This window comes from Nonlabens sp. (assembly GCF_965657255.1).
Taxonomy (GTDB): Bacteria; Bacteroidota; Bacteroidia; order Flavobacteriales; family Flavobacteriaceae; genus Nonlabens.
The window spans coordinates 295,075-318,393 of sequence record NZ_CBFHNM010000003.1; the positions used below are offsets into that span (position 1 = coordinate 295,075).

22 protein-coding genes are annotated in these 23,319 nt (G+C 35.5%); 12 read left to right on the forward strand and 10 right to left on the reverse strand.

The genetic code is table 11. The features are described 5' to 3' along the window. Position 1: 1 nt before the first annotated feature. From ACTF54_RS05645 to tsaB, 5 genes are read left to right on the forward strand one after another with little or no spacing between them, the layout of a single operon-like run. A complete protein-coding gene (locus ACTF54_RS05645) occupies positions 2 to 1,261 on the forward strand; it encodes an ABC transporter permease (protein ID WP_347196801.1) in 1,260 nt (419 codons plus the stop codon). 16 nt (positions 1,262 to 1,277) lie between these two features. After that, positions 1,278 to 2,447 carry an efflux RND transporter periplasmic adaptor subunit gene (locus tag ACTF54_RS05650; protein ID WP_347196800.1) on the forward strand — a complete coding sequence of 390 codons (1,170 nt, stop codon included), beginning with the start codon at positions 1,278 to 1,280 and terminating at the stop codon, positions 2,445 to 2,447. A gap of 54 nt (positions 2,448 to 2,501) precedes the next feature. Then, a complete protein-coding gene (locus tag ACTF54_RS05655; RefSeq protein ID WP_347196799.1) occupies positions 2,502 to 3,953 on the forward strand; it encodes a TolC family protein in 1,452 nt (483 codons plus the stop codon). A 4-nt stretch (positions 3,954 to 3,957) separates the two neighbouring features. Next, on the forward strand, positions 3,958 to 5,235 hold the full coding sequence (locus ACTF54_RS05660) for an efflux RND transporter periplasmic adaptor subunit (RefSeq protein ID WP_438968913.1): 1,278 nt from the start codon (positions 3,958 to 3,960) through the stop codon (positions 5,233 to 5,235). A gap of 8 nt (positions 5,236 to 5,243) precedes the next feature. Next, the gene (gene tsaB, locus ACTF54_RS05665; protein ID WP_347196797.1) at positions 5,244 to 5,924 is read left to right on the forward strand and encodes a tRNA (adenosine(37)-N6)-threonylcarbamoyltransferase complex dimerization subunit type 1 TsaB; all 681 of its coding nucleotides are present in this window, start codon (positions 5,244 to 5,246) and stop codon (positions 5,922 to 5,924) included. A 2-nt stretch (positions 5,925 to 5,926) separates the two neighbouring features. On the opposite strand, the gene ACTF54_RS05670 is transcribed toward tsaB, so the two are convergent. Together ACTF54_RS05670 and ACTF54_RS05675 are read right to left on the reverse strand one after the other, a co-directional pair. Next, positions 5,927 to 6,130 (reverse strand): dodecin family protein, encoded by a 204-nt coding sequence (locus tag ACTF54_RS05670; RefSeq protein ID WP_347196813.1) that lies wholly within the window; start codon positions 6,128 to 6,130, stop codon positions 5,927 to 5,929. A 33-nt stretch (positions 6,131 to 6,163) separates the two neighbouring features. Further along, entirely contained in the window at positions 6,164 to 7,075 is a 912-nt protein-coding gene (locus ACTF54_RS05675) for a NifU family protein (protein ID WP_438968914.1), read from the reverse strand. Between the two features lie 345 nt (positions 7,076 to 7,420). Between ACTF54_RS05675 and ACTF54_RS05680 the strand changes: the two genes are divergently transcribed. Beyond that, a complete protein-coding gene (locus ACTF54_RS05680) occupies positions 7,421 to 8,422 on the forward strand; it encodes a PorP/SprF family type IX secretion system membrane protein (RefSeq protein WP_347196795.1) in 1,002 nt (333 codons plus the stop codon). 146 nt (positions 8,423 to 8,568) lie between these two features. Then, positions 8,569 to 9,108 (forward strand): RNA methyltransferase, encoded by a 540-nt coding sequence (locus tag ACTF54_RS05685; protein WP_347196794.1) that lies wholly within the window; start codon positions 8,569 to 8,571, stop codon positions 9,106 to 9,108. Positions 9,109 to 9,138: 30 nt separating this feature from the next. On the opposite strand, the gene ACTF54_RS05690 is transcribed toward ACTF54_RS05685, so the two are convergent. The 5 genes from ACTF54_RS05690 to ACTF54_RS05710 all read right to left on the reverse strand — a co-directional run bounded on the left by ACTF54_RS05690 (position 9,139) and on the right by ACTF54_RS05710 (position 15,754). Continuing rightward, positions 9,139 to 10,917: a MutS-related protein gene (locus ACTF54_RS05690; protein ID WP_438968915.1), complete on the reverse strand. Its 1,779-nt coding sequence runs from the start codon at positions 10,915 to 10,917 to the stop codon at positions 9,139 to 9,141. A gap of 66 nt (positions 10,918 to 10,983) precedes the next feature. Beyond that, a complete protein-coding gene (locus tag ACTF54_RS05695) occupies positions 10,984 to 11,352 on the reverse strand; it encodes an MmcQ/YjbR family DNA-binding protein (protein WP_347196792.1) in 369 nt (122 codons plus the stop codon). Continuing rightward, a complete protein-coding gene (locus ACTF54_RS05700; protein WP_438968916.1) occupies positions 11,352 to 11,972 on the reverse strand; it encodes a DUF4230 domain-containing protein in 621 nt (206 codons plus the stop codon). Before ACTF54_RS05700 ends, ACTF54_RS05695 begins: the two co-directional genes overlap by 1 nt. A 9-nt stretch (positions 11,973 to 11,981) precedes the next feature. After that, positions 11,982 to 12,800: a cyclase family protein gene (locus ACTF54_RS05705; RefSeq protein ID WP_438968917.1), complete on the reverse strand. Its 819-nt coding sequence runs from the start codon at positions 12,798 to 12,800 to the stop codon at positions 11,982 to 11,984. 80 nt (positions 12,801 to 12,880) lie between these two features. Beyond that, complete coding sequence (locus ACTF54_RS05710) at positions 12,881 to 15,754, reverse strand: WD40/YVTN/BNR-like repeat-containing protein (protein WP_347196789.1); 2,874 nt, start codon at positions 15,752 to 15,754, stop codon at positions 12,881 to 12,883. Between the two features lie 128 nt (positions 15,755 to 15,882). Here ACTF54_RS05710 and ACTF54_RS05715 point away from each other — a divergent pair, with 128 nt between their 5' ends. The 5 genes from ACTF54_RS05715 (at position 15,883) to ACTF54_RS05735 (ending at position 19,555) form a co-directional block, all read left to right on the forward strand. Continuing rightward, positions 15,883 to 16,677, forward strand: a complete 795-nt coding sequence (locus tag ACTF54_RS05715; protein WP_347196788.1) for a DUF6503 family protein — start codon at positions 15,883 to 15,885, stop codon at positions 16,675 to 16,677. A 105-nt stretch (positions 16,678 to 16,782) separates the two neighbouring features. Continuing rightward, complete coding sequence (locus ACTF54_RS05720; protein WP_438968918.1) at positions 16,783 to 16,884, forward strand: GGIII-like transmembrane region-containing protein; 102 nt, start codon at positions 16,783 to 16,785, stop codon at positions 16,882 to 16,884. A gap of 176 nt (positions 16,885 to 17,060) precedes the next feature. Next, positions 17,061 to 17,255 carry a hypothetical protein gene (locus tag ACTF54_RS05725; protein WP_438968919.1) on the forward strand — a complete coding sequence of 65 codons (195 nt, stop codon included), beginning with the start codon at positions 17,061 to 17,063 and terminating at the stop codon, positions 17,253 to 17,255. A gap of 127 nt (positions 17,256 to 17,382) precedes the next feature. Further along, complete coding sequence (locus tag ACTF54_RS05730; protein WP_347196787.1) at positions 17,383 to 18,675, forward strand: aminopeptidase P family protein; 1,293 nt, start codon at positions 17,383 to 17,385, stop codon at positions 18,673 to 18,675. Positions 18,676 to 18,778: 103 nt separating this feature from the next. After that, positions 18,779 to 19,555: a nitrilase family protein gene (locus tag ACTF54_RS05735; protein WP_347196786.1), complete on the forward strand. Its 777-nt coding sequence runs from the start codon at positions 18,779 to 18,781 to the stop codon at positions 19,553 to 19,555. On the opposite strand, the gene ACTF54_RS05740 is transcribed toward ACTF54_RS05735, so the two are convergent. The 3 genes from ACTF54_RS05740 to ACTF54_RS05750 all read right to left on the reverse strand — a co-directional run bounded on the left by ACTF54_RS05740 (position 19,542) and on the right by ACTF54_RS05750 (position 23,315). Beyond that, positions 19,542 to 21,146: an Ig-like domain-containing protein gene (locus ACTF54_RS05740; protein ID WP_347196785.1), complete on the reverse strand. Its 1,605-nt coding sequence runs from the start codon at positions 21,144 to 21,146 to the stop codon at positions 19,542 to 19,544. The two genes, ACTF54_RS05735 and ACTF54_RS05740, sit on opposite strands and share 14 nt — an antisense overlap. 101 nt (positions 21,147 to 21,247) lie before the next feature. Beyond that, positions 21,248 to 22,483 (reverse strand): ATP-dependent Clp protease ATP-binding subunit ClpX, encoded by a 1,236-nt coding sequence (gene clpX, locus ACTF54_RS05745; RefSeq protein ID WP_438968920.1) that lies wholly within the window; start codon positions 22,481 to 22,483, stop codon positions 21,248 to 21,250. Between the two features lie 157 nt (positions 22,484 to 22,640). Further along, positions 22,641 to 23,315 (reverse strand): ClpP family protease, encoded by a 675-nt coding sequence (locus tag ACTF54_RS05750; protein ID WP_347196783.1) that lies wholly within the window; start codon positions 23,313 to 23,315, stop codon positions 22,641 to 22,643. Positions 23,316 to 23,319: the final 4 nt, after the last annotated feature.

Sequence of the window (23,319 nt, forward strand, 5' to 3'; positions counted from 1 at the left end):
TATGTTTAGTAGAGATAGATGGAATGAAATTTTAGAAGCGCTCAATTCAAATAGAATGAGAACCTTATTAACCGCTTTTGGTGTGTTTTGGGGTATTTTTATTTTAGTCACTTTATTAGCACTTACTAATGGATTAAGAACAGGTGTTAGTGTTCAATTTGCTAATCGAGCCACAAATACAATGTATATATGGGGACAAAGTACTTCTATACCGTACAAAGGCTTGAATAAAGGACGTAGAATACAATTTAAACTGGCAGATGTTGAAGCATTGAAGCGCAAACTTCCAGCTCTTCAATACGTGTCTCCTAGGCAACAATTAGGTGGTTATCGTGGTTCAAATAATGTTACACGCAATGAAAAAACCGGCGCATTTCAAGTTAATGGTGATTATCCAGAGTTTATCAATCAACAGTATATGGATATTTTGAAAGGAAGATGGCTTAGCTATTCTGACATTCAACAAGAAATGAAAAGTGCTGTGATCGGTATTGATGTAGTAAAAGCTCTTTACGATATAGGAGAAGAGCCTATAGGTACTTATATCACACTTCAAGGAGTGAATTTTAAAGTCGTTGGTGTTTTTGATAATCCTAATACTAATGGTGATAGCGAGGAAGAAGCAAACACGATTTTTATTCCATTTACGACTTTTGGAAAGGCATTTAACTCTGCAGATGAGGTAAGGTGGATGACACTCACAGCTTATGATGGCACGAGTATAACTTCCATCAAACAACAAGTAATTGATATAATGAAAGAGCAGCACAGTGTTCACCCTACAGATCAAAGGGCTATCGGGAACAATGATGTTGCAGAAGAATTTGCCAAATTTAATGGGCTATTTGATATCCTAGCTTTTGTAGGATATTTTGTAGGTGCGTTGGTTCTTCTATCAGGAGGAATTGGAATTTCAAACATCATGCTCATAGTGGTAAAAGAGCGAACTAATGAAATAGGAGTGCGTCGTGCATTAGGAGCAACACCATGGAATATAAAAGCCCAAATTCTTCAAGAATCTATCGTATTAACATTAATCTCTGGATTGGCAGGGATTGCTTTTGCAGCAGGGTTGATATGGCTTATGAATTATTTATTAGACCAAAGTGGTCCTGTAGATAATTTTGCAAATCCATCCGTAAATATTGTAGTAGTAGTAATAGCCTTAATCATATTAACTATAGCAGGATTATTAGCTGGATTCATACCAGCATCACGAGCAACTACTATGAAACCAGTAGATGCATTAAGAACAGAATAACAACTAAGCAACAATAATGAAACGTACAGGAACCGTAATCACATTAATTATAATTCTCTTGCTTGCAAGTGCAGGAATTTACTATATCTGGCAAAAAGATAGAGAAGACCCTATTACTTACACAACAGAACAACCTACTAAAGAAACCATCATAAAAGAGACGGTAGCCACTGGTAGTATTGTCCCTAAAGAAGAGGTAAATATTAAGCCTAACATATCAGGCGTTATCGATAAAATCCATGTAGAGGCTGGAGATTTTGTTAACGCTGGAGACCTTATTGCAGATATCAAAGTAGTTCCTAATGTGTCTTCATTAACAAATGCCAAAAATAGTATTGCTGGAGCGCGTACCACTGTAGAAACTGCAAAATTAGCTCGTGATAATCAAAAAGCCATTTATGATAGGCAAAAAGTGCTTTTTGAAAAAGGGGTTATCTCAGAAAATGAATTTGACCTTGCTCAAAACGCATATAACAATGCACAACAACGTTACAAACAAGAGCAAGTAAATCTTACCGGTGCACAACAAAATTATGATATCATCAGAACAGGTACTACCGCAGGTTTAGGTAACCTAGCGCAAACATCAATACGCGCTACGGTTTCTGGAATGGTCTTAGATGTTCCTGTGAAAGAAGGAAATCAAGTTATTGAAGCAAACAACTTTAATGAAGGGACTTCTATAGCAATGATCGCAGACGTCAATAAAATGATTTTTGAAGGTAAAGTAGACGAAAGTGAAGTAGGCAAAATCAAAGAAGGATTAGATTTAGTCATAACAGTTGGAGCCTTTGATAATAAAAAATTTGACGCTGTTTTAGATTATGTAGCACCTAAAGGAATTGCAGAAAATGGTGCAATTCAATTTGCTATCAAAGGAACACTTAAAACATCTGATGATGCTACTTTTATAAGAGCAGGATTAAGCGCAAACGCAAGTATTATATTAGATAGAAGAGATAGTGTGTTGAGTATCAAAGAAGCACTAGTTCAATACGATCCTAAAACACAAAAACCGTTTATAGAAATTTCTTTAGGCGATCAACAGTTTGAACGTCGTGACATAGAGTTGGGACTGAGTAATGGAATAAATGTTGAAGTGATTTCAGGTGTGTCAGAAGGTGATGAAATCAAAGTTTGGAACGCTTTAAAAATACCTGCTGGTAGAGGTAATTTTGGCGGATAATTTATTTTCTGTAACAAATCACATATTAAATCTACATATAGACATTATCATATTATGAAGAAGCTATTAATTTACAGTGTTGTTATTTTGAGTTTCGCTTTCGCGAAAGCACAGTCACAAAAAACATGGACACTACAAGAATGCGTACAGTATGCATTAGACAATAATATTTCTATCCAACAAAGTGAATTAGATCTTAAAGCAGTAGACGCTGAAAAATTAAGTGCTTTAGGAAATATGTTACCTACCTTATCTGCAAATTCAAGTTTAGCTGAAAACACTGGTTTGAGTTTTAACCCATTAACTAATAACGCTCAAACTACTACCTTCTTGTCAGCAACTGGTAGAGTAAATGTTGGCTACACTGTTTTTAACGGCTTAAGAAACTTTAGAAATCTGCAACGCGCAGAAATTTCTAAAATTGCTGGAGAATACAGATTGGACAAAATGAAAGATGATATTGCACTCGCAGTTGCAAACAATTATCTTCAAATTTTAACAAATAAAGCAAATCTAGAAACGTTTATCGGTCAGAACCAGGTAACTAAGGAGCAGGTAAATCAAACACAAGCATTAGTAGATGCTGGTCAATTACCTAAAGGAGATCTCTTAGAAATTAAAGCCACAGATGCGGCAGAACAGCAGCAAATCATCCAGGCAGAAAATGCAGTGACTATAAGCAAGGTAAGCCTGGCACAACTGCTACTTATAAAAGACTACGCTACTTTTGATATTGCAGCAGATGATTATGAAGTTGTAGACACCGGCATATCAGAAAGACCTATCTCTGAAATTATTAACTCGGCCGAAGAAAATAGATCAGAAGTCAAAATAGCAGAACAAAATGTTGAACTTGCAATTAAGGATCTTCAAATAGCAAAAGGAGCTTATTACCCAACGTTAAGTGCTTTCTTTGGTTATGATACTCGATATACAGACGCTACTTCATTCGGTCAGCGCTTAGCAGACCCTAACAACCCAACTATCACTGAACAAATAGGGGTTGTTCAAGGGACAGGACAAGCTGTTGTTAGTGAAGTTTTGAATACAGAAAGTTTTGTAATAGCTGCAGATCCTTTTGTAAACCAATTGTATCAAAACGATGGTATTTCCTACGGATTTCAATTGAACATTCCTATCTTCAATGGATTTAGTGCTCGTAGTAATGTAGAACGCAGTAAAATTAACCTGGAAAGAAGTGAATTGCAATTGAAACAATCACAACTAGACCTAGAGAGTACTGTTTATCAGGCTTATGTTGATGTGAAAGGTGCTCGTAAATCATATGATGCTGCAAAGAAGTCATTGGAGTCTCAAGAATTAGCTTACGAATATGCTAGGGAACGCTATAATGTTGGACTTACTAATGCATTTGATTTTAGTCAGAGCAAATTGAGATATGACAACACTAAGATATCCTTGAATCAAGCAAAATATGATTACATATTTAGGTTGAAGGTTCTTGAATTATTTTTTGGTATTGATCCAAAAGACTTAAAACTATAATACCATGAAAAAAACTATTATTATCCTAGTAATTATAATTGCCTTAGCAATTTTGGGCTTTTTTGGCTACAAAATGGTTGCTGGTAATGGAGAAGAAGGGATAGCCGTAGAAGTGATGGAAGTTACCAACATAGACGTTACTGAAACGGTAAGTGCGACAGGAAAGATCAAACCAGAGGTAGAAGTAAGTATTTCTCCAGAAGTTCCTGGAGAAATTATAGAGTTGCCTATTAGAGAAGGTCAGGCAGTTAAGAAAGGTGATCTTCTTGCTAAAATCAATCCTGATTTGTTGCAATCTAGTGTGAGTAGATCACAAGCGGGACTTGCTAATACCAAAGCTGGATTTGAACAAGCAAAAGCAACCCTTGTAGAGGCCAAAGCAAATTATGAACGTTCTTCTAAGCTTTTTGAAAAAGGAGTGATTTCTAGAGCAGAGTTTGACACATCTACAGCTGCGTATCAAAGAGCAAAAGCTGCAGAACGATCTGCTTATTATTCTGTACAGAGTGCTGGAGCAACGGTAAATGAAGCAAGTGATAACCTAGGTCGTACGAGCATATTTGCGCCTATGACAGGAACTATTTCTTTGTTAGCAGTGGAATTAGGGGAACGAGTTGTAGGTACGCAACAAATGGCTGGTACAGAATTATTGCGTGTTGCAGATCTTTCTCAAATGGAAGTTGAAGTTGATGTTAATGAAAATGATATTGTTAAAATTGAAGTAGGTGACAAAGCAATTGTGGAAGTTGATGCCTATTTAAAGAGAAAGTTTGAAGGAGAAGTAACTGAAATAGCAAACACTGCAACAGGAACTTTAAGTGCAGATCAGGTAACAAATTTTAAAGTGAAAGTTAGAATTGTACCAGAAAGTTATAAAGAGTTAGTTGAAGGTAAAAGCGAAAATTATAGTCCATTTAAACCTGGTATGACGGCAACAGTGGATATTATTACTAGAGAAAAGAAAGATGCGATTGCGATTCCTATAAGCTCTATTGTGATCAAAAATGATACTACAGAAAGCTCAAAAGTATCAAAAGATCTTTCTTTAGTGGATGAGAAGTTTGAATGCGTATATCTGGAAGAGAATGGTAAGGCTAAACTTAGAGTAGTAACTACAGGTATTCAAGACGATAAAAATATTGTTGTACTTACCGGATTAGAGAAAGGCGATAAGGTGATTACTGGTCCATATAGAACGGTTACAAAAACTTTAAAATCTGGAAAACTTGTTTCTTCTAAGAACGATTCAAAGAAAAACGAGGAAGTTCTAGAAGAGAAATAAGAGTAACTATGTCTTTAATCTTATGTGTTGAAACGACTTCTACAAATTGCTCTGTTGCTCTTGCATTAGAAAATGGTGGTTTTGTTAATCAGTTTGGTATTACAGACTGTCTGGACTTATTAGAAGACAATAGCGATGGTTACAGCCATGGTGAACGTTTACATGTTTATATCAAAGAAATCCTTTCTCGCAATAGCCTTTCCGTAAAGGACCTAGATGCCATTGCTGTTAGTGAAGGTCCTGGTTCTTATACTGGTTTGCGTATTGGTGTCGCTTCAGTTAAAGGATTGTGTTATGCTCTTGATATACCTATGATATCTATTAGTACCTTACAATCTTTGAGTAAGCAAAATAGTTCAGCAGATACAACGATTGCCATGTTAGACGCTCGTAGAATGGAAGTTTATGCAGCTGTTTTTGAAAAAGGTGATCAATTACAAGAAGTTACTGCAGTGGTGTTGGATGAGAGTAGTTTTTCTCGCTTTCGCGAAAGCGGAACGACTACATTCATTGGTACAGGAGTACAAAAATTTAAAGATCTGATTTCTGAAGATCAGCACAATTACATTAATTCTAATCCTACAGCGCTTACAATGTGTCATCTGGCTCTTGAAAAACACAAAATAAGCGACACTGTAGATGTCGCTTATTTTGAACCTTTTTACCTTAAGGAGTTTAAGGCAGGATAGAATTAATTCACTTCAAATGTGATTTTCATATTTACGCGGTATTCAGATACTTTACCATCTTTTACTTGTGCGCTTTGCTCGTTTACATAAACTGACCTGATATTCTTTACACTTTTTGAAGCATGTTCAACCGCTTTGTTTGTAGCTTCTTCCCAGCTATTTTCACTATTTGCTAATACTTCAATTACCTTTAAAATTGCCCTAATAATACATTTTTAGTTTGAAAAAATATACAACTATTAACCGTTCAAGGCAACAACTCGATCTATTTTACCAGGGATCATATCTTTAAGCATGGTTTCTATTCCATTACGTAAAGTCATTGTTGAAGATGGACAACCGCTACAAGCGCCTTGGAGAATAACACGTACTTCTCCTGTGCCTTCTTCATATCCTTCAAAAACGATATTTCCACCATCACTAGCGACTGCAGGTTTAATATATTCATCTAATATCTCTACAATTTTTTTAGAAATATCATCTAAGTTTTCAAATTTTGGCAAGTCTACAGTCTCTCCTTTTTCTTTAACTATAGCAGCACTTTCATGTTTAGTCTCGCCTATAGATTTACCACTTTCTAAAGTTTCTCTAATAAAAGATCTTACTTCATGAGTAACTTCATCCCATGAGATGACATCGTGTTTTTGAATAGATATGTAGTTTTCATCTACATAAAGTTCCTTAATAAATGGGAATTTATATAAATCGCGAGCTAGTGTATCTACCTCGGTATCATTGATGCTTTTAAACTCTTTACTGTTTACCGTAAGCTTTTTATTTGCAACAAACTTCATTGCATTGGGATTAGGAGTAGCTTCTGCATATACAGTTACGGGAACCTTCTTTTTTTCATCATCTGTTTTTACAAGAGCTTCTCCACTATTTAAATACGCTTCTATTTGTTCTGAAACTTCTGTTTGCACATCTTCCCATGATACGATGTCATAACGTTCTATGGCAATAAAGTTTTGAGCGATATAAACCGTCTTAACAAAAGGTAGGTAAAACAATTGTTGCGCAAGAGGTGATGGTTTTGCCTCATCAATATTCTTAAACTCGTAACTGTGATTCTTAACTAGGAAATGATTGCTTTCAAATTTAATGATTGCTTCATTGCTAGTAGGAATTATATTTATTTGATGCTTTTCCATAGTTGTATAAATGAGTTGCAAAGATAAGCCAGGACTAAAGAACTAGTGGTTATTCGGACTATCGATAAAAACTATAAACGTTATTTTATAATCGATAATGGTACTAAATAAGAGATAACAGCACGATTAATGGTATTACAGCTCAACATAATTCGTATTAATCATTGTGCTACTTCAAAAATTTATATATTTGAAACTTTTCGCACCTAAGTTAGTGATGATTAATTTTTTGATTTTTCAAATGTTCATAAACACATTTGTTTGATTTTTTGAATATCAATAAAATAGTACAACGGATAAAACATTTTTATCGCTTATTGCGTTAAGAGTTACATAAAACTAAACATGAAGAAACTATTCATTTTACTAGCTGTCGTTTTTAGTGGCCAGCTAGCCATCGCACAAGAAGGTGTTCCAGTTTATTTAGATTATTTAACTGATAACTATTATTTACTTCACCCTTCCATGGCAGGTGCAGCAGCTTGTGGTAAAGTAAGAGGAACAGTTAGACAACAATGGTTTGATCAGGAAGACGCCCCAAATTTACAGACATTAAGTTTCAATACAGGAGTAGGAGAAAATAGTGGTGTAGGTGCGATTTTATTCAATGATAAAAATGGATACCACTCTCAAACTGGTGCATATCTTTCTTATGCATACCATCTTCAAGTAGGTGGTGGTTTTGAAGATTTAAATCGTCTTTCTTTTGGTATCAGTGCAGGTATGGTTCAAAGCAGATTGGACGAATCTGATTTTGATCTTACTGATTTTGATCCAATTATTACAGGTGTTCTTAGAAGTGATAGTTATTTTAATGTAGATATAGGTATGTCTTACTTCTACAAAGAATTCTATGCTCACTTTACTGTAAAGAATGCCATCTTTCAAAATCGCGAGATTTTTTCTGAAGGTTTTGAAAGTGCTAACCAGCGACGTTACATCGCTACTTTAGGTTATTTATTTGCACCACGTAACAGTGACTGGCAATTTGAACCTTCTTTTTTATATCAGCGTACAGATCGTACCGCAGAGCAATTTATGGATATCAATGCAAAAGCTTACTATGATCTTAATGATGATAGTGTTTTGTATATGGGACTTTCTTATCGTCAAAGTTTTGATGGTGCAGAGTTTTTAGATGGTGATAGTGTACAAGAACAAAACTTATCACTTCTTTCTCCTATTTTTGGAATTAAGTATAAAGAATTCACTTTTGGTTATAATTACAGTTATCAATTTGGTGATATACGATTTGCAAACGGTGGCTTTCACCAGATCACCTTAGGAATAGATTTCTTATGTAAAAAGGACAGATGGAGTTGTAATTGTCCTGCAGTGAATTTATAAACTCTAGGTAAAAGATAAAAAAAGGACAACTAACAAAGTTGTCCTTTTTTATTGCTGTTATTTTGTCTCGCTTTCGCGAAAGCGATATGAAACTTTATATATTATTTAAATCAATCAACACTAAGGGATTTTACTAATTAATCATCATGAGAAAATTACTGAACGAAGAACTAGATCGTTTAACTACAAAAGACTTTAAAGAAAGTCAAAAGACACCTTTAACTATAGTTTTAGATAATGTACGCAGTTTAAATAACATAGGTTCCGTTTTTAGAAGTGCAGATGCATATAGAGTAGAAAAAATATATCTTTGTGGGATAACAGCCCAACCACCACATAAAGACATTAGAAAAACAGCATTAGGAGCCACAGAAACCATAGAATGGGAATATGTGGAAGATACAATTGATGTAATTCATAAACTTAATGACGCTGGCTATACAACCTGCGCTATCGAACAAGCAGAACGATCTCAAAACCTTTTCAATTTTAGTCTTCAAAAAGGCCAAAAAACGGCAATCGTTTTAGGTAATGAAGTTAAAGGCGTCCAGCAAGAAGTTGTAGATGCCTGCAAAGAGGTAATTGAATTAGATCAATATGGCACGAAGCACAGTTTAAATATATCAGTTTGTGCAGGTATAGTGATTTATGATGTATTCAATAAGATCAGTCTGTTGCGTAATTGATAATCAATTAGGTACAGTATAAATTATTACCTACTGATCGACAATCCCCATTTTCCTTAATAAGAAACTAGCGTTCATATTAGTGGCAATGCCATCTTTAAATTTATAATCAAAAGTTAGTTCATCATTTGTGATGTCTGCATCAAAGAAATAGTTAGAAATACTATCGTATTCGTTTGCTACCTCTGTAAGACTTAAATCGTGAGTGGCGATAATTCCTGTTGCGTGTTTTCTGGACAGTTTTTCAATCAATTTGCGAGAGCCATTTGCTTTGTCTTGGCTATTAGTTCCTTTAAGAATTTCATCAAGAACTATAAAATACCGATCGGTTTCTATTTTATCTACGATGTATTTTAGTCGTTTCAATTCACTAAAGAAATAGGATTCATCATCTGTTAATGAGTCGCTAGTCCTCATGCTTGTGATCAGTTTTATAGGGCTATACATTACATTTTGCGCGCTAACAGGTAATCCAGCGTTAGAAAGAACAATCTTCATCGACACGGTTCTTAGAAAGGTGCTTTTACCAGCCATATTTGCGCCAGTAATAATGAAGAATTCGCCAGACAAAATTTTAATATCATTACCTATAGATTTGCTAGGGTCCAGTAAAGGATGGTGTGCATCAATAGCTTTTAATTGAAAATCGCCTTCAAGAATAGTAGGATAGTTATATGTAGGGTTGTTGTATGCATAGTTACCTAACGAGCTCATTGCATCAACTTCTGCCACTGCTTTTAACCAGTTCTCGATATGTGATGCGTTTTCTTGAAGCCATTTTTCAATGGTATGTACTTGCTTAAGGTCCCAAAGCCCTAGACCATTTGCAAGCACTCCAAAAAGCATATTATTTCTTTGATCTAGTCTGCCTATTGCTTTAGCAAGATTATGAAACCGATCTGAGGCAGGAGCGCCATTTGTGGTGATTTGTGATTTCAATTGAACAAGTAAATTACTTGTAAAAGTTTCTTTTTCAATAGCAAAAATCAACTGACTGTACTGGCTAAAGAATAACTCTAGACTGCTTATGTTACTAGAAAAAGTTGTGATTTGCTTGATGTATTTTCCAGTAATTCCTAAACCTATAAAAAACACAGCTGCCGGAATGTAACCAGTTACTAGATCATAGAAGTACAATGTAAAGGTTGCTATACTCAATGAAAGCCATAACCAGCATAACCATGAAAAAGCTTTGGGAACAAACGATTCATAGCTCTTTACCCATTTGAGCATCGTATTGGGATCTTTTTCATTATCTAATAAAGTAGCTGCAGCCCAAAACTCTTGTCTGAAATCTACCTTTTCTGCTAGTTCTTTAACGGCTGCTTGCTTTTCTTTAATATTAGAAATATTGTTACTGTTCAGTTTTCGAGCAAGAGAGATTACACCATCTTTTGTAACACTTCTATTTAAATACTGAAATAAAGAACCTACTCCAAAAAGATCAATATCGCGACTGTATTCATGCTCGTCTTCAAGAAATTCTTTACCAGTAGGAAAGCCATGAAAATCTCGATCTAGAATCTGGAGCTCTTTTCCATTAATATCTCTCATCCCGATTTGAAAATCGCGTTTGCGTTTTAAATTCTCATGTCTGGAAACTAGAAAAAGAAAGAAACCAAAAATCAAAAATGCGGCTAAAACAGCATACTGCCAGTAATCAAATAAGAAGTAAACAATCACACAACCACCTATAAAAATTAGAAAACGGAAGGTACTGGATAGTCGCAATTGATTTTGAAGTCTATTGCTAGAATCTGTAAATTGAGCAATACGCTCGTTGTAAAAATCTTGAAGTTGTGATTGCAATATGTTTATTTTTTATCCTAACTAGTGGGAAATAATAACTTTATTTAGAATAAAGCTACATCAAAACTAGAGGTTTTTTAGAGTCTCTTTATCTTTTTTAGTCAATTTAGAAACGACAAGATCATAACTATGATTGATCCAATGTTGTACTTCTTTAGAAGGCATATCCCGATCTGTATAAATCGTATTCCAGTGTTTTTTATTAGAATGAAAACCACCTATCACGGTTCCATCGTATTTTTCACGCAGTCTGATGGCTTGTTCGGGATCACATTTTAAATTTATAGTTTTCTCTCCGCGTTCCCATTTCTCAAGACCAGCCAGGCAAAATATCTTATTCATCACTTTAAAAACCAGCGTTACCTCATCAAAAGGAAATTCTTCTGTCACTCCTTTCTTAGAAAGACAATAGTCTCTTAGCTCGTCTATTTCCATTACGAGTCTATTTTCTTATTATCAGCAGGTTGATCCAGGACCAAAGCATTGTAATCCAGCTTCCATCCTATAGTCGCAGCAAGTCCTTCCATCATTTTAATTGCCATGATGGCTTCTTTTTTGGCTTGTTCCATAAGACCACTTTCTGGAACCTTGTCAATAATATATTGTTTGGCATTACGTGTTACTTCGGTAAGGTCGTCACTTGTAAAATAATTAGTCCAACCTTCAGATTTATCATAATAACTGAAGTCTGTTTCTATACTTAAAATTTGAGGCTGCGGGAAGTTTCTAAGCGTGATCGTTTTGGCATCTGGATCGCTATCCATTTCTATTTTAGTAAGATCAAAGCCTATATGCGCTTTTGCCTTGATCAATATAATGGCTTTCTTTTTTCCTAAGAGAAAGTTGGCAATTTTATCTTTTACATTTTGATAGTGGTAAATTTCAGAAAAATCACCTTCGACCGTAATGAACTTACATACAGAGCGTATTTTCTCCATCAACACAACGCTTTGTTCTTGTCTATTTTCTCTTTTACCACCTTTAAAGAAGTACTTGAAAATAAAAAACGAGGCAATGGCTCCTAAAGCTAGTCCAAGAAAAAATAATACATCCATATTTCAAATTTACAATATCTCGTAGAGAATAGGACGTGATGGCGCAGCATCATTTTCAATAGGCGCTACTTGAAGATCTAGCATATACAAACCATCTTTTACTACCGCAGGCACATAAATAAATTCGGTAATGGTTGCATCCAGCCGTTGCTCTCCATCAAAATTCCAAAAAGCTTTATGTGCCAGCAACGCGCCATTATCTTTCTCTTTATCTACACTGGGAAGATCTATTAAAATGTGTTTGATTCCGCTTTCGCGAAAGCGTAACATCAAGCCAGCATCTACATATGGTGGATTTGTATTAGAATATCTTTTTTGTTTCTTACTCTCAGGATTAGGCATCGTACGTAAAATAACAGCTGTTACACCAGCTTTTAAGTTAGCCGTTACAGATTCATTAATGACTAAATCACCCTTCATTTCTTGTGGCGTAACACTCATCAATTGCGCTTTAAAGAAAGTGCCATCCAGTGCATCGTTAACACTATGAAAGTCTTCCGTAATATGACCTATACATTCTGTGTGCGTCCCATGACTATGCGGATTAAAATTCACGTCATTAAAATTAGTTGAACCGCCCAATTTTACATTCCCAACATAACCGTCTACTTCCACATGTTTAATCACAGGCTGGTCGATATACCACGCGCCCACACCAGCATTATTTTGAACAGCAATACTGATATCATGAGGTTTTGAAAGATCAATAGAAACTTGCTCGTTTTCTAGTTGGATGGTTGTTTTCATAAAGGATAATTCTTCTTGTTGTGATTGTTTTTCACCACAACTCAGTATCAAAAGTGCAAGAACTAAAAAGTAGTGTTTCATATTTATTCTTAGGTTAACAGGACTTTTTGATAAGGGCAGAATTAATTCTGCCCTTATGAAATAAAGAAGTTCAAAAAATGTTACTCCACTACCAACTCCTGCGATGCGGTTCCACCACTTCCTGTTAATTTAACTGTATAAGTTCCTTTAGGTAAGTAGTACTTATCATTGTCAGCTTTCTTAGGTCGGTTTTCTTTGTCAAAGCGTTTTACAGCATACGATCCTACAGATCCATCATAAGTGTAAAAGTTTAACCCAATACTTGCCGTCATTCCATTTTCATAAATGGTTTTTCCTTCTTCATTAAGTACTTCTACTTTAACTTTTCCAGCCATAGGTGTGTAATACGTCAGTTGGACTTCAGGCTCTGGTCCTTTACTCCACATAAAACCTTGTGATCCATATCTAGACGAAGCTCTCATTTTGTCAACCTTTGCCATTTTAAAAGAAGTTCCTGATGAACCGGTGACAAATTCATTTCTATCTTGACCTAACAACTCTAACGCATCCAGATTTGCTGTGTAAATAGAACGACCATGCGTTCCTATCAATAGATCATTTGCCTCTGGCTGTATTTTCATGTCATGAACAGCAACCGGCGGCATGCCATTGTTTAGGAGATCCCAAGTACTTCCTGAATCGGTACTGATATAGCTAGCATTATCTGTTCCTAAGAAAAGTATGTTTCCTTTTTTAGGATGCTCGATAATTACATTTGCCGGCGAGGTAGGAATACTGCTTGCTATATTGCTCCACGTTTTACCATAGTCGTCACTTTTATATACATAAGTAGCGAAGTCATCAAATCGATAACCATTAAGCGTTACATAAACACGTTCCTTTTTATGAGCACTTGCCACTACACGACTTACCCAAAGGTTTGCTGGCCAGTTGCCTTTTATCTCATTCCATGATGCTCCACCATCTTTTGTAATTTGGACTAATCCATCATCAGATCCTGTATAAATCAAACCAAATTGAAATGGAGATTCACTAATAGAAGTAAGCGTTCCATAAGCTACGTTTCCTTCTTTACCACCTTGAGTAAGATCTGGAGAAATGGCTGTCCAGTCGTCTCCTTGATTCATAGATCTGTGCAGTTTATTGCCTCCTAAATAAAGGATGTCCTGATTGTGAGAACTCAATAATATAGGAGTTTGCCAATTGAAACGGTAAGGAGATTCTCCTAATTCATGTTTGGGCTGGATATAAGTGCTTTTTCCGGTGCCACGATCAATTCTGTAATAATTACCAAATTGATATCCTGTATAAACGATATCGCTATTTCTAGAATCTATTTGTATTTGCATTCCATCACCACCCATAATGGATTCCCACGGATACTGTCCTTGTTGATGCCATGATCGATCTTCTCTAGCATTGTGTGCGCCTACCCAAACACCATTATCTTGCAAGCCACCATAAACGTTATATGGTTTTTCCATATCATAATTGATCGCATAAAATTGCCCTACACTAGGCGAGTTGTTTTTGATCCAAGTATCTCCATCATCATAAGAGATGTTCAATCCACCATCGTTTCCATTAATAATATGACCGCGTTTTTTTGGATTGATCCAAAGTGCGTGATGGTCTGCATGGACATTTTCTTTTGAGATGCTTTTCCAATTTTTACCACCATCATCAGATTTGATAATTGGTACACCCATAACGTAAACATGATTTACATCGCTAGGATCAACTCTAACTTGAGCAAAGTAGTAACCGTAGCTGTAGAAAACATTATCTATCTGTCCATCGTGTGTTTTTTTCCATGTTTTTCCACCGTTATTAGAACGGTACAATTCTGCTCCTTTAACTGGTGTATCAAATAATTGCGTATTTGCATTTTCAAGATATTTTGCAACATCCATTGGGGTTGCGTCACCAGCGCGAACCATGTTTTTTACATTTTGCGCTCGGTATTTTTCTTGAAAGCCGTTTTGTTTAAGAAACGTATTGAGTTTTTTATCTTCTAATGCTAAAAACGCTTCTTTGGACATCTTCTGAAAATCATCCTTAGAAAGGTTTTTATTTTCATCTTTTGATGAATCATCTTCTTTTTTAGGTCTCCTAAATTGAGAATCGTGAACAGCATAAACGGTATTTGCATCGTAAACGGCAAGACCTATTCGTCCTACACCACTACCGACAGGAAAGCCACTGGATTTTGTAGTTACTTTAGTCCAACTTTGTCCTGCGTCGGTGCTTTTATAAATGGCACTGGCATCGCCGTCACCATCAAAATTCCACGCTTTACGATCTTTTTCCCAACTCGCCGCATACATTACATTAAAATCTTCTGGTGCTGCAGCGAGATCTATAAACCCAGCTATATTTGTTGCAAAAAGTGTTTTTTTCCAGCTTGCACCACCATCTTTTGTAGTGTAAATTCCTCTAGAATCACTTTGAGAATATAAAGGTCCTGTTACGGCTACCGCTACATGATCTGCGTTTTTAGGATCGATTAAAATACGACCTATATGATGGGAATCGGTTAACATAGGTTTACTCCATGTCTTACCCCAATCGGTAGATTTTAATAATCCGATCCCAGCATAGCTACTACGACTAGAATTATTTTCTCCAGTTCCAGCCCAAATAGTTTTGGATTCCCAGTCTACCGCAATATCACCTAGATTAATGGTGCTTGCGTTATCCATAATAGGTGTGAAACTGGTACCGTTGTTATTAGAATGCCATAATCCACCACTTGCATAAGCAACAAGCATTTCTGTTGGGTCGTTAGGGTTAACATCTACATCTACCACACGACCAGACATCACCGTTGGGCCTATGTTTTTAAACTCTAACTTTTTGAATGGCGATGATTGTGCCATTTGTTCCATTTGTGAAAGCCCATTTTGAACTTCCATAGTTGGAGTTGCCTTTGGGTTTTGGGCAAAAGAAATGAGAAATGAACTGATTAATAGAAAAGATAATATCTGTTTCATAATGCGTTTTTTATTGGACTTTAAAGATAAGGACTTTGAAGACGAATATAGAAATGAAAAGCGCTTTGAAATGCCAACTTTATTATATCTGTAACAAAATCGTGATACTGTTTATTTACTTTTCATTTATGAAAAAAATAATGCTAGCCTTAATTGTAATGACGCTATTGACGTCTTGCAAAACCGAAGAAAAAGAACAATTTTCTACAGACACTAATAAAGCTCTAGAAAAAGTAAACGTAGATCTCACCAAATATCCAGAATCGTTGAGAGAGGTTTTTGCTGCTCATGGTGGTCTTCAAAACTGGTCGGCAATGAGAAGCATGACTTATGTTATGGATGATCAAGAAACTATAACTGATCTTCAAACTAGAGATATAGTAGTAAAAGCACCGACGCATACCATAGGTTCTAAAGATGGAAAAGTATGGATCGCACAGGACAGCACTCATTTTCCAGAAGCAAGAGCTCGTTTTTACCACAACCTCATGTTTTACTTCTATGCGATGCCCTTTTTACTTGCTGACGATGGAATAGTTTATAGTGATGCAGCGTCGTTAGAAAAAGATGGTCTGATATATCCAGGAATAAAAATAGGTTATGAAGCAAACATAGGTGATGCGCCAGACGATAATTACATACTGTATTACCATCCTAAAACAAAGAAAATGGAATGGCTTGCGTATACCGTTACATACGGTAAGGAAGGTAAATCAGATCAATACAGTTATATCAAATACAACAAATGGCAAGAGGTAAACGGTTTGCTACTTCCTGAAGAGTTGACTTGGTATACTGTAGAAGAAGGAAAGCCTGTAGACGCAAGAGACGAGCCTAGAGTTTTTACTAGAGTAGATGTCGATCGGGCAGGACTGGATACAATTACTTTTGCAATACCAGATAATGGTGTTTATGTGGATTAAAGTTTTAAACGACTTACATAATTGAAAAGAGACAGGCAAAAGACTGTCTCTTTTTTAATTGATAGAAATACTTTAAATTAGTAATTCAATCTAAACCTATATATTATGGAAGCTGCTAGGTATTTTATCATCGGTGTGGTATTGCTTATTGTATTACTATTAGTGGTTACGTTTATGAAGAATCGCAAGAAAAAGAAAAGTCATTAATGATTGCGCTTAAAATCGTTTACCTGGCTAATATTATAGTCGCTGGTTGAATCAGTATTACGGCTTTGTTTTTTCCTCGGACAGCTTTGCATTCTGTTTTTCAAAATATGTTTCAATATTCAGAATCATTCAGATTGGTCGGTGCGCTGTGGTTTGCTATATTTTTACTATCAATTATGGGGCTACTGTTTCCTGTAAAAATGAGTCCTGTGTTAATGTTACAATTGATTTATAAAGGCAGCTGGCTACTGGTTGCAGCATTACCTGCAATTTTAAACAAGCAATCGTATCCTTCTGGAATGGCTACTTTTTTCTTGATTTGGGTTTTAGTCCTTCGTTTCGTGATTCCTTGGAAACAATTTTTCAATTAGGAGTGTTAATCAATTCTACATTCCTTTGCCATCTTATTGCCTATTGTTACCTTGCTATCGTTTTGTAATTCTGCTTTCGCGAAAGCGGAATTCCTAACAGATTCCTAACTATTTTACAGATTTTACAATGAAATATCATCCTATAAATGCACAACTTTTTATTAAGAACCGTAAGAACTTTATGGCAAAAATGAAGCCATCCAGTCTTGCTGTTTTTAATTCTAATGATGTGTTTACAACTGGTGCAGATAGCACGTTACCTTTTTCTCAAAACAGGGATTTATTTTACCTGAGTGGTGCAGATCAAGAACACACGATTCTAGTTCTTTTTCCAGAATGTCCAGATCCTGCACATAGAGAAGTTCTTTTTGTAACAGAAACTAATGCGCATATCGCAGTTTGGGAAGGAGAAAAACTAACCAAAGAAAAAGCGACAGAAGTTACCGGTATTAAAACCGTTTACTGGTTAAGCGACTTTGATAAGAAGTTTTTTGAAATGATGACGCAATGCGAAACGATCTATTTTAACACTAATGAACATTACCGCCAGTCAGTAGAATTAGAGTCTCGTGAAGATCGCTTTATTAAGAAAACAAAAGAACAATTTCCTGCTCATAATTATGCAAAGTCGGCGCCGATTCTTCAAAGATTGCGATCCGTAAAAGATCAAATTGAAATTGATTTAATTCAAAAGGCTTGTGATATTACAAATGCAGGTTTCCGCCGTGTATTGAATTTCTTAAAACCTGGTGTAATGGAATATGAGGTAGAGGCAGAGTTTCTACACGAGTTTATAAGAAGACGTAGTGATGGATTTGCCTACACTCCAATTATCGCGAGTGGTAATAATGCAAATGTTCTACATTATATAGAGAATAATCAAGAGTGCAAAAGCGGTGACTTAATGCTAATTGATGCAGGAGCAAAGTATGCAAATTATGCCAGCGATATGTCTCGTACGATTCCTGTTAATGGACGTTATACAGAAAGACAAAAGCAGGTATACAACGCAGTTTTAAGAGTAAAGAATGGTGCGACTAAGATGCTTGTTCCTGGTACATTGTGGAAAGAATATCATGTACAGGTAGGGAAATTAATGACTAAAGAATTATTAGAGCTAGGCTTGCTTGATAAAGCTGATGTTCAAAATGAAGATCCTAACTGGCCTGCTTATAAAAAATATTTCATGCATGGTACTTCCCATCATATGGGATTAGATACTCACGATTATGGGATTCTTTGGGAACCTATGCAAGCTGGTAATGTGTTTACTGTAGAGCCTGGAATTTATATCCCAGAAGAAGGTTTTGGTATTCGATTAGAAGATGATGTTGTGATTAATAATAGTGGTACTCCTTTTAATCTAATGAGAGATATTCCTATTGAAGCAGAGGAAATTGAGGAAATTATGAATGCTTAATTCAGTTCTAAGTCACAGTCGTAGTATTGTGTAAATTATGATTAAGTAAGGTTTTAGCATTATAAACTATTATTGCGATGGTAATTAATGTCACTCAAAGATTATGAATAAAAGCACTTTAAAAGTTTCCTTGATACAAACTGATTTAGTTTGGGAAAACCCTAAAGAAAACCTAGATCGATTTTCAAAAAAGCTAGAATCACTTTACTGTGGTACTGATCTCGTTATTTTACCGGAAATGTTTACTACTGGTTTTTCTATGAAACCTAAGGGTTTAGCTTGTGATTCAGGAATAATAGATTATTTGAAAGGTCATGCTGCAAAAGGGAATTTTGCCATTTATGGTAGTGTTATGTTTCAAAAAGGAGATACGTATGTGAATCGCGGTTTTTTTATGCGACCAGATGGTTCTTCTACTATTTATGATAAAACGCATACGTTTACGCTTGCAGGTGAGCATGAAGTGTATCAAAGAGGTGAAGAACCAGCAATTGCTGAATATTTAGGGTGGAGATTTAATTTGCAGATATGTTATGATCTACGTTTTCCAGTTTTTGCAAGAAACACTCAAGATTATGATGTAATTATTTATGTTGCTAACTGGCCAGTGCCGCGTGTTAATGCTTGGGACGCATTGTTAAAAGCTCGTGCAATAGAAAACATGTGTTATTCTATAGGTGTTAATAGAGTAGGTACTGATGGGACAGGAATGGACTATAATGGTCATTCTCAAGTTTATAATGTGCTAGGTCATGAATTATTAATTCATCCTTGGGAGAAAGAAGGAATTGAAACAGTAGAAATACACAAATCTGAAATAGAGAAATACCGTTCTAAATTACGATTTCTAGAAGATAGAGATGATTTTACTTTAAATTGAGTGTGTACCTTCTGTCCCAGTTTGCTTGCAGTTGTATAAGTTCTGGATTATAAACTACTTCTTCTGGTTGTAAACCTTTCAAGAAATTTCCTGGATCGTATTTACCATTTCCATTTGTGTCATAAACAACCCTTATGTAGTAATCTCCAGGATTTAGATAAAAAATATCATAGGTGCCATTTTCATTAACTGATAGCTCTGCTTCAATAGTCAAGTCTTTTTTAGTGACTTGAATGATAACAGGAAAAGAACTACCTCCTGAAAGTGTTATACTAAAATTACCGTAAGCATTTTCTTTTTTAGTAGTGTAGTTATACGATAGTGTATCTGTGTTCATTTCTCCGTAAAAATCTGTAAATGTGCCAGGTAACATGGTGAGATTGTACTTTTGCTCTTCTTTCTTTTCAAAATCTAAATAAGCTTTGTTTTTAAGACTGTCCAGCCTTGTAGTAAAGGAAATCTCTACACTGTCCTTATCAATGAGCTTCATTAAAGTCATATCGATTTTTTCAATAGGAGTAGATGCGGTGAAACTTGCTGCATTGCGTAATGAGAATTCGCTTCCTTTTTTAATAACCAAACTATCTTTATCAAGTTCTTTCAAACGAACATTGAATTCTTCTACTTTACCTTCTAAAGTAGTTGTAAATATGGCAGAATCTTGCTCAATTTTAGGTCTGTACCAGTATTGTAAAGTATCTTTTTTTTCTAATTGCGTTAGACGACTTTGTTGAATTAGAGATTTTTTTTGAATAGGTTCTATAATTAAGTCTTCTATATTACCGGTATAACCTACGTAAAGTCTTGATTCTGCTTGCTGTGTGATTCTTTTTATGCTAGGATCTAGTTCTTGCTGGTACATTCTTAATTCGTGCACCTTATCGCTAGGAACGCTAACAGTGCCAGAAACAAATCCTATTTTATCTCTTTTAGGATCAAATTTTAAATCGCTATTTTTCTCTTTAAGAGCTACCATTTTGTATGTTCCTTCTTTCAGGTTTTCCATCGTGAAGGTGGTTAAACTGTCTAGCGTATTCAATACATATCGTGGTGATTCTTTGTAAATCACGCTGTCGGTGTAAGTTTCATTAACTTCATAAAGCAGTACGCTTACAAATTCTTCTGCTTTATAATTAAGTGCATCTGTTATTTTACCTTTTAAAGTTAAAGAGTCGATTACGTTACCTGTACTGAAAACATATTTATAAAAGGGATATGGATTTTCTTCATTATTGTCCACAATACTTTCTCCAAAGTTGAGCACATAAGTCGTGTTGTCTTGAAGAGTGTCGGTAATTTCTATGGTAATTTTTTTTGAAGCACTACCTTGAGGTGATATAATCGGTCTAGTCTTTAAAGGTGGTGATATGACTAGCTGTTTTTGTAAATCTTTTAATTTTACAAACTCATCAAACTCGATCTCAATAACCTGATTTTTAAAGTTTCTAGAATAGTTATCTGGAAAGGCTCTTAAAATTACTGGAGGTTGTTCATCTAGTGGTCCACCAGTAGGACGACCTCGTTTAGCACATTGTATGAATGTCAATGCGATTAGTATTACTAGAAATATATTTGAGAGGTGTTTTTTCACTGTGCTATTTAACGTATGCAATTTAAGATGATTGTTCACAAAAAAGAAATATCCTTTGCATTATAAAAACGCAAAGGATATTTCTAAAATTGTATAAGAATTTAACTCACCGCTTTTAATTTCTGTATCGCACTTTTATTGAGTTTTGAATCGGCATATTCTTTAGTGACTACTAGTTTTTTGTCACTACTACCTGGCATGTCAAACATGGCATCAGTAAGGATTGCTTCACAAAGAGATCGTAATCCACGAGCACCTAATTTGTATTCAATCGCCTTTTCTACAATGTAAGTAAGTGCTTCATCTGTAATGGAAAACTCGATATCATCCATTTCAAAAAGCTTCAGATATTGTTTGATAATAGCGTTTTTAGGTTCTGTAAGAATCGCTCTTAATGTTTTAGCATCTAGTGGATTCATATAGGTAAGAACTGGTAAACGACCTATAATCTCTGGTATCATCCCAAAATCTTTGATATCTTTAGGAATAATGTACTGTAATAAATTGTCTTTTTCTACCACACCATCGTTAGACATACTTGCGTTAAAACCTACTGCTTGCATATTCAATCTCTTGCGGATTACTTTTTCTATACCGTCAAAAGCACCACCAGCAATGAATAGAATATTCTCTGTATCAACTTCAATAAATTTTTGGTCTGGATGTTTACGACCACCTTTAGGCGGTACATTAACAACTGTTCCTTCTAGTAATTTCAATAAACCTTGTTGCACGCCTTCTCCAGAAACATCTCTTGTAATCGATGGATTATCGCTCTTGCGAGCAATTTTATCTATCTCATCAATAAAAACGATTCCGGTTTGAGCTTTATCTAGATCATAATCTGCTGCCTGAAGTAACCTAGTTAATATACTTTCTACATCTTCACCTACATAACCAGCTTCAGTTAGTACGGTTGCGTCTACAATGGCAAGTGGTACGTTCAACATTTTTGCAATCGTTTTTGCAATAAGTGTTTTACCGGTTCCTGTCTGTCCTACCATCATAATATTGGACTTCTGTATTTCTACATCGTCATCAGTATCTTTTTGTAACAATCTTTTGTAGTGATTGTAAACAGCTACAGACATTACTTTTTTAGTAAATTCTTGACCGATAATGTACTCGTCAAGAAATGCTTTAATGGCTTTAGGTTTTCTCAGTTCTAACTCTGCGTTAGTAACACCTGGCTTTTCTACTGCGGTATCTTCTAAAACGATTCCATGAGCTTGCTCAATACAACGGTCACAGATATGCGCGTCTAATCCTGCAATAAGCAAATTGGTTTCTGCTTTATTGCGCCCACAAAAGCTACATTCTAATTGTTCTTTACTCATATTTTTATTTTTGACACGATATCCTGTGTCCTTTAAGTGAGACTGTTTTATAATTTTATAGGAATAGTTCTCATTACTTCTATTGGATTAAAGAAGATGTTGATGATACCGCTTTCGCGAAAGCGAAATAAGCACAAACATTTTAACCTAATTTACCTTAGTCTCTCCTTAAAACTTCATCAATCATACCGTATTCCTTAGCCTCATCAGCCTTCATCCAGTAGTCACGATCAGAGTCTGTATACACCTTGTCGTATGACTGCTTAGAATGTTTTGCAATAATAGTGTACAATTCTTCTCTAAGTTTTACAACCTCACGAGCAGTAACAGCAATATCACTAGCCTGACCTTGAACACCACTTGAAACTTGATGAATCATCACACGACTGTGTGGAAGCGCACTTCTTTTACCTTCGGCTCCAGCACAAAGTAAGACTGCGCCCATACTTGCTGCCATACCAGTACAAATAGTTGCCACGTCTGGCTTTATGAATTGCATCGTGTCATAAATACCTAAACCAGCATAAACACTACCTCCAGGAGAGTTGATATAGATCTGGATGTCTTTATTAGCATCTGCACTTTCTAAGAAAAGCAATTGTGCTTGTATGATGTTTGCTACTTGATCGTTTACTCCTTGACCCATAAAAATAATACGGTCCATCATTAAACGTGAAAATACGTCCATGGCAACCACATTCATCTGGCGCTCTTCTATAATGTTAGGAGTAAGATTAGTTGGGTACATTCTACCCATTATTTTATCGTAATACATAGGATTAACTCCTTGATCTTTTACGGCAAATTTTTCAAATTCTTTAGATATATCCATGTTG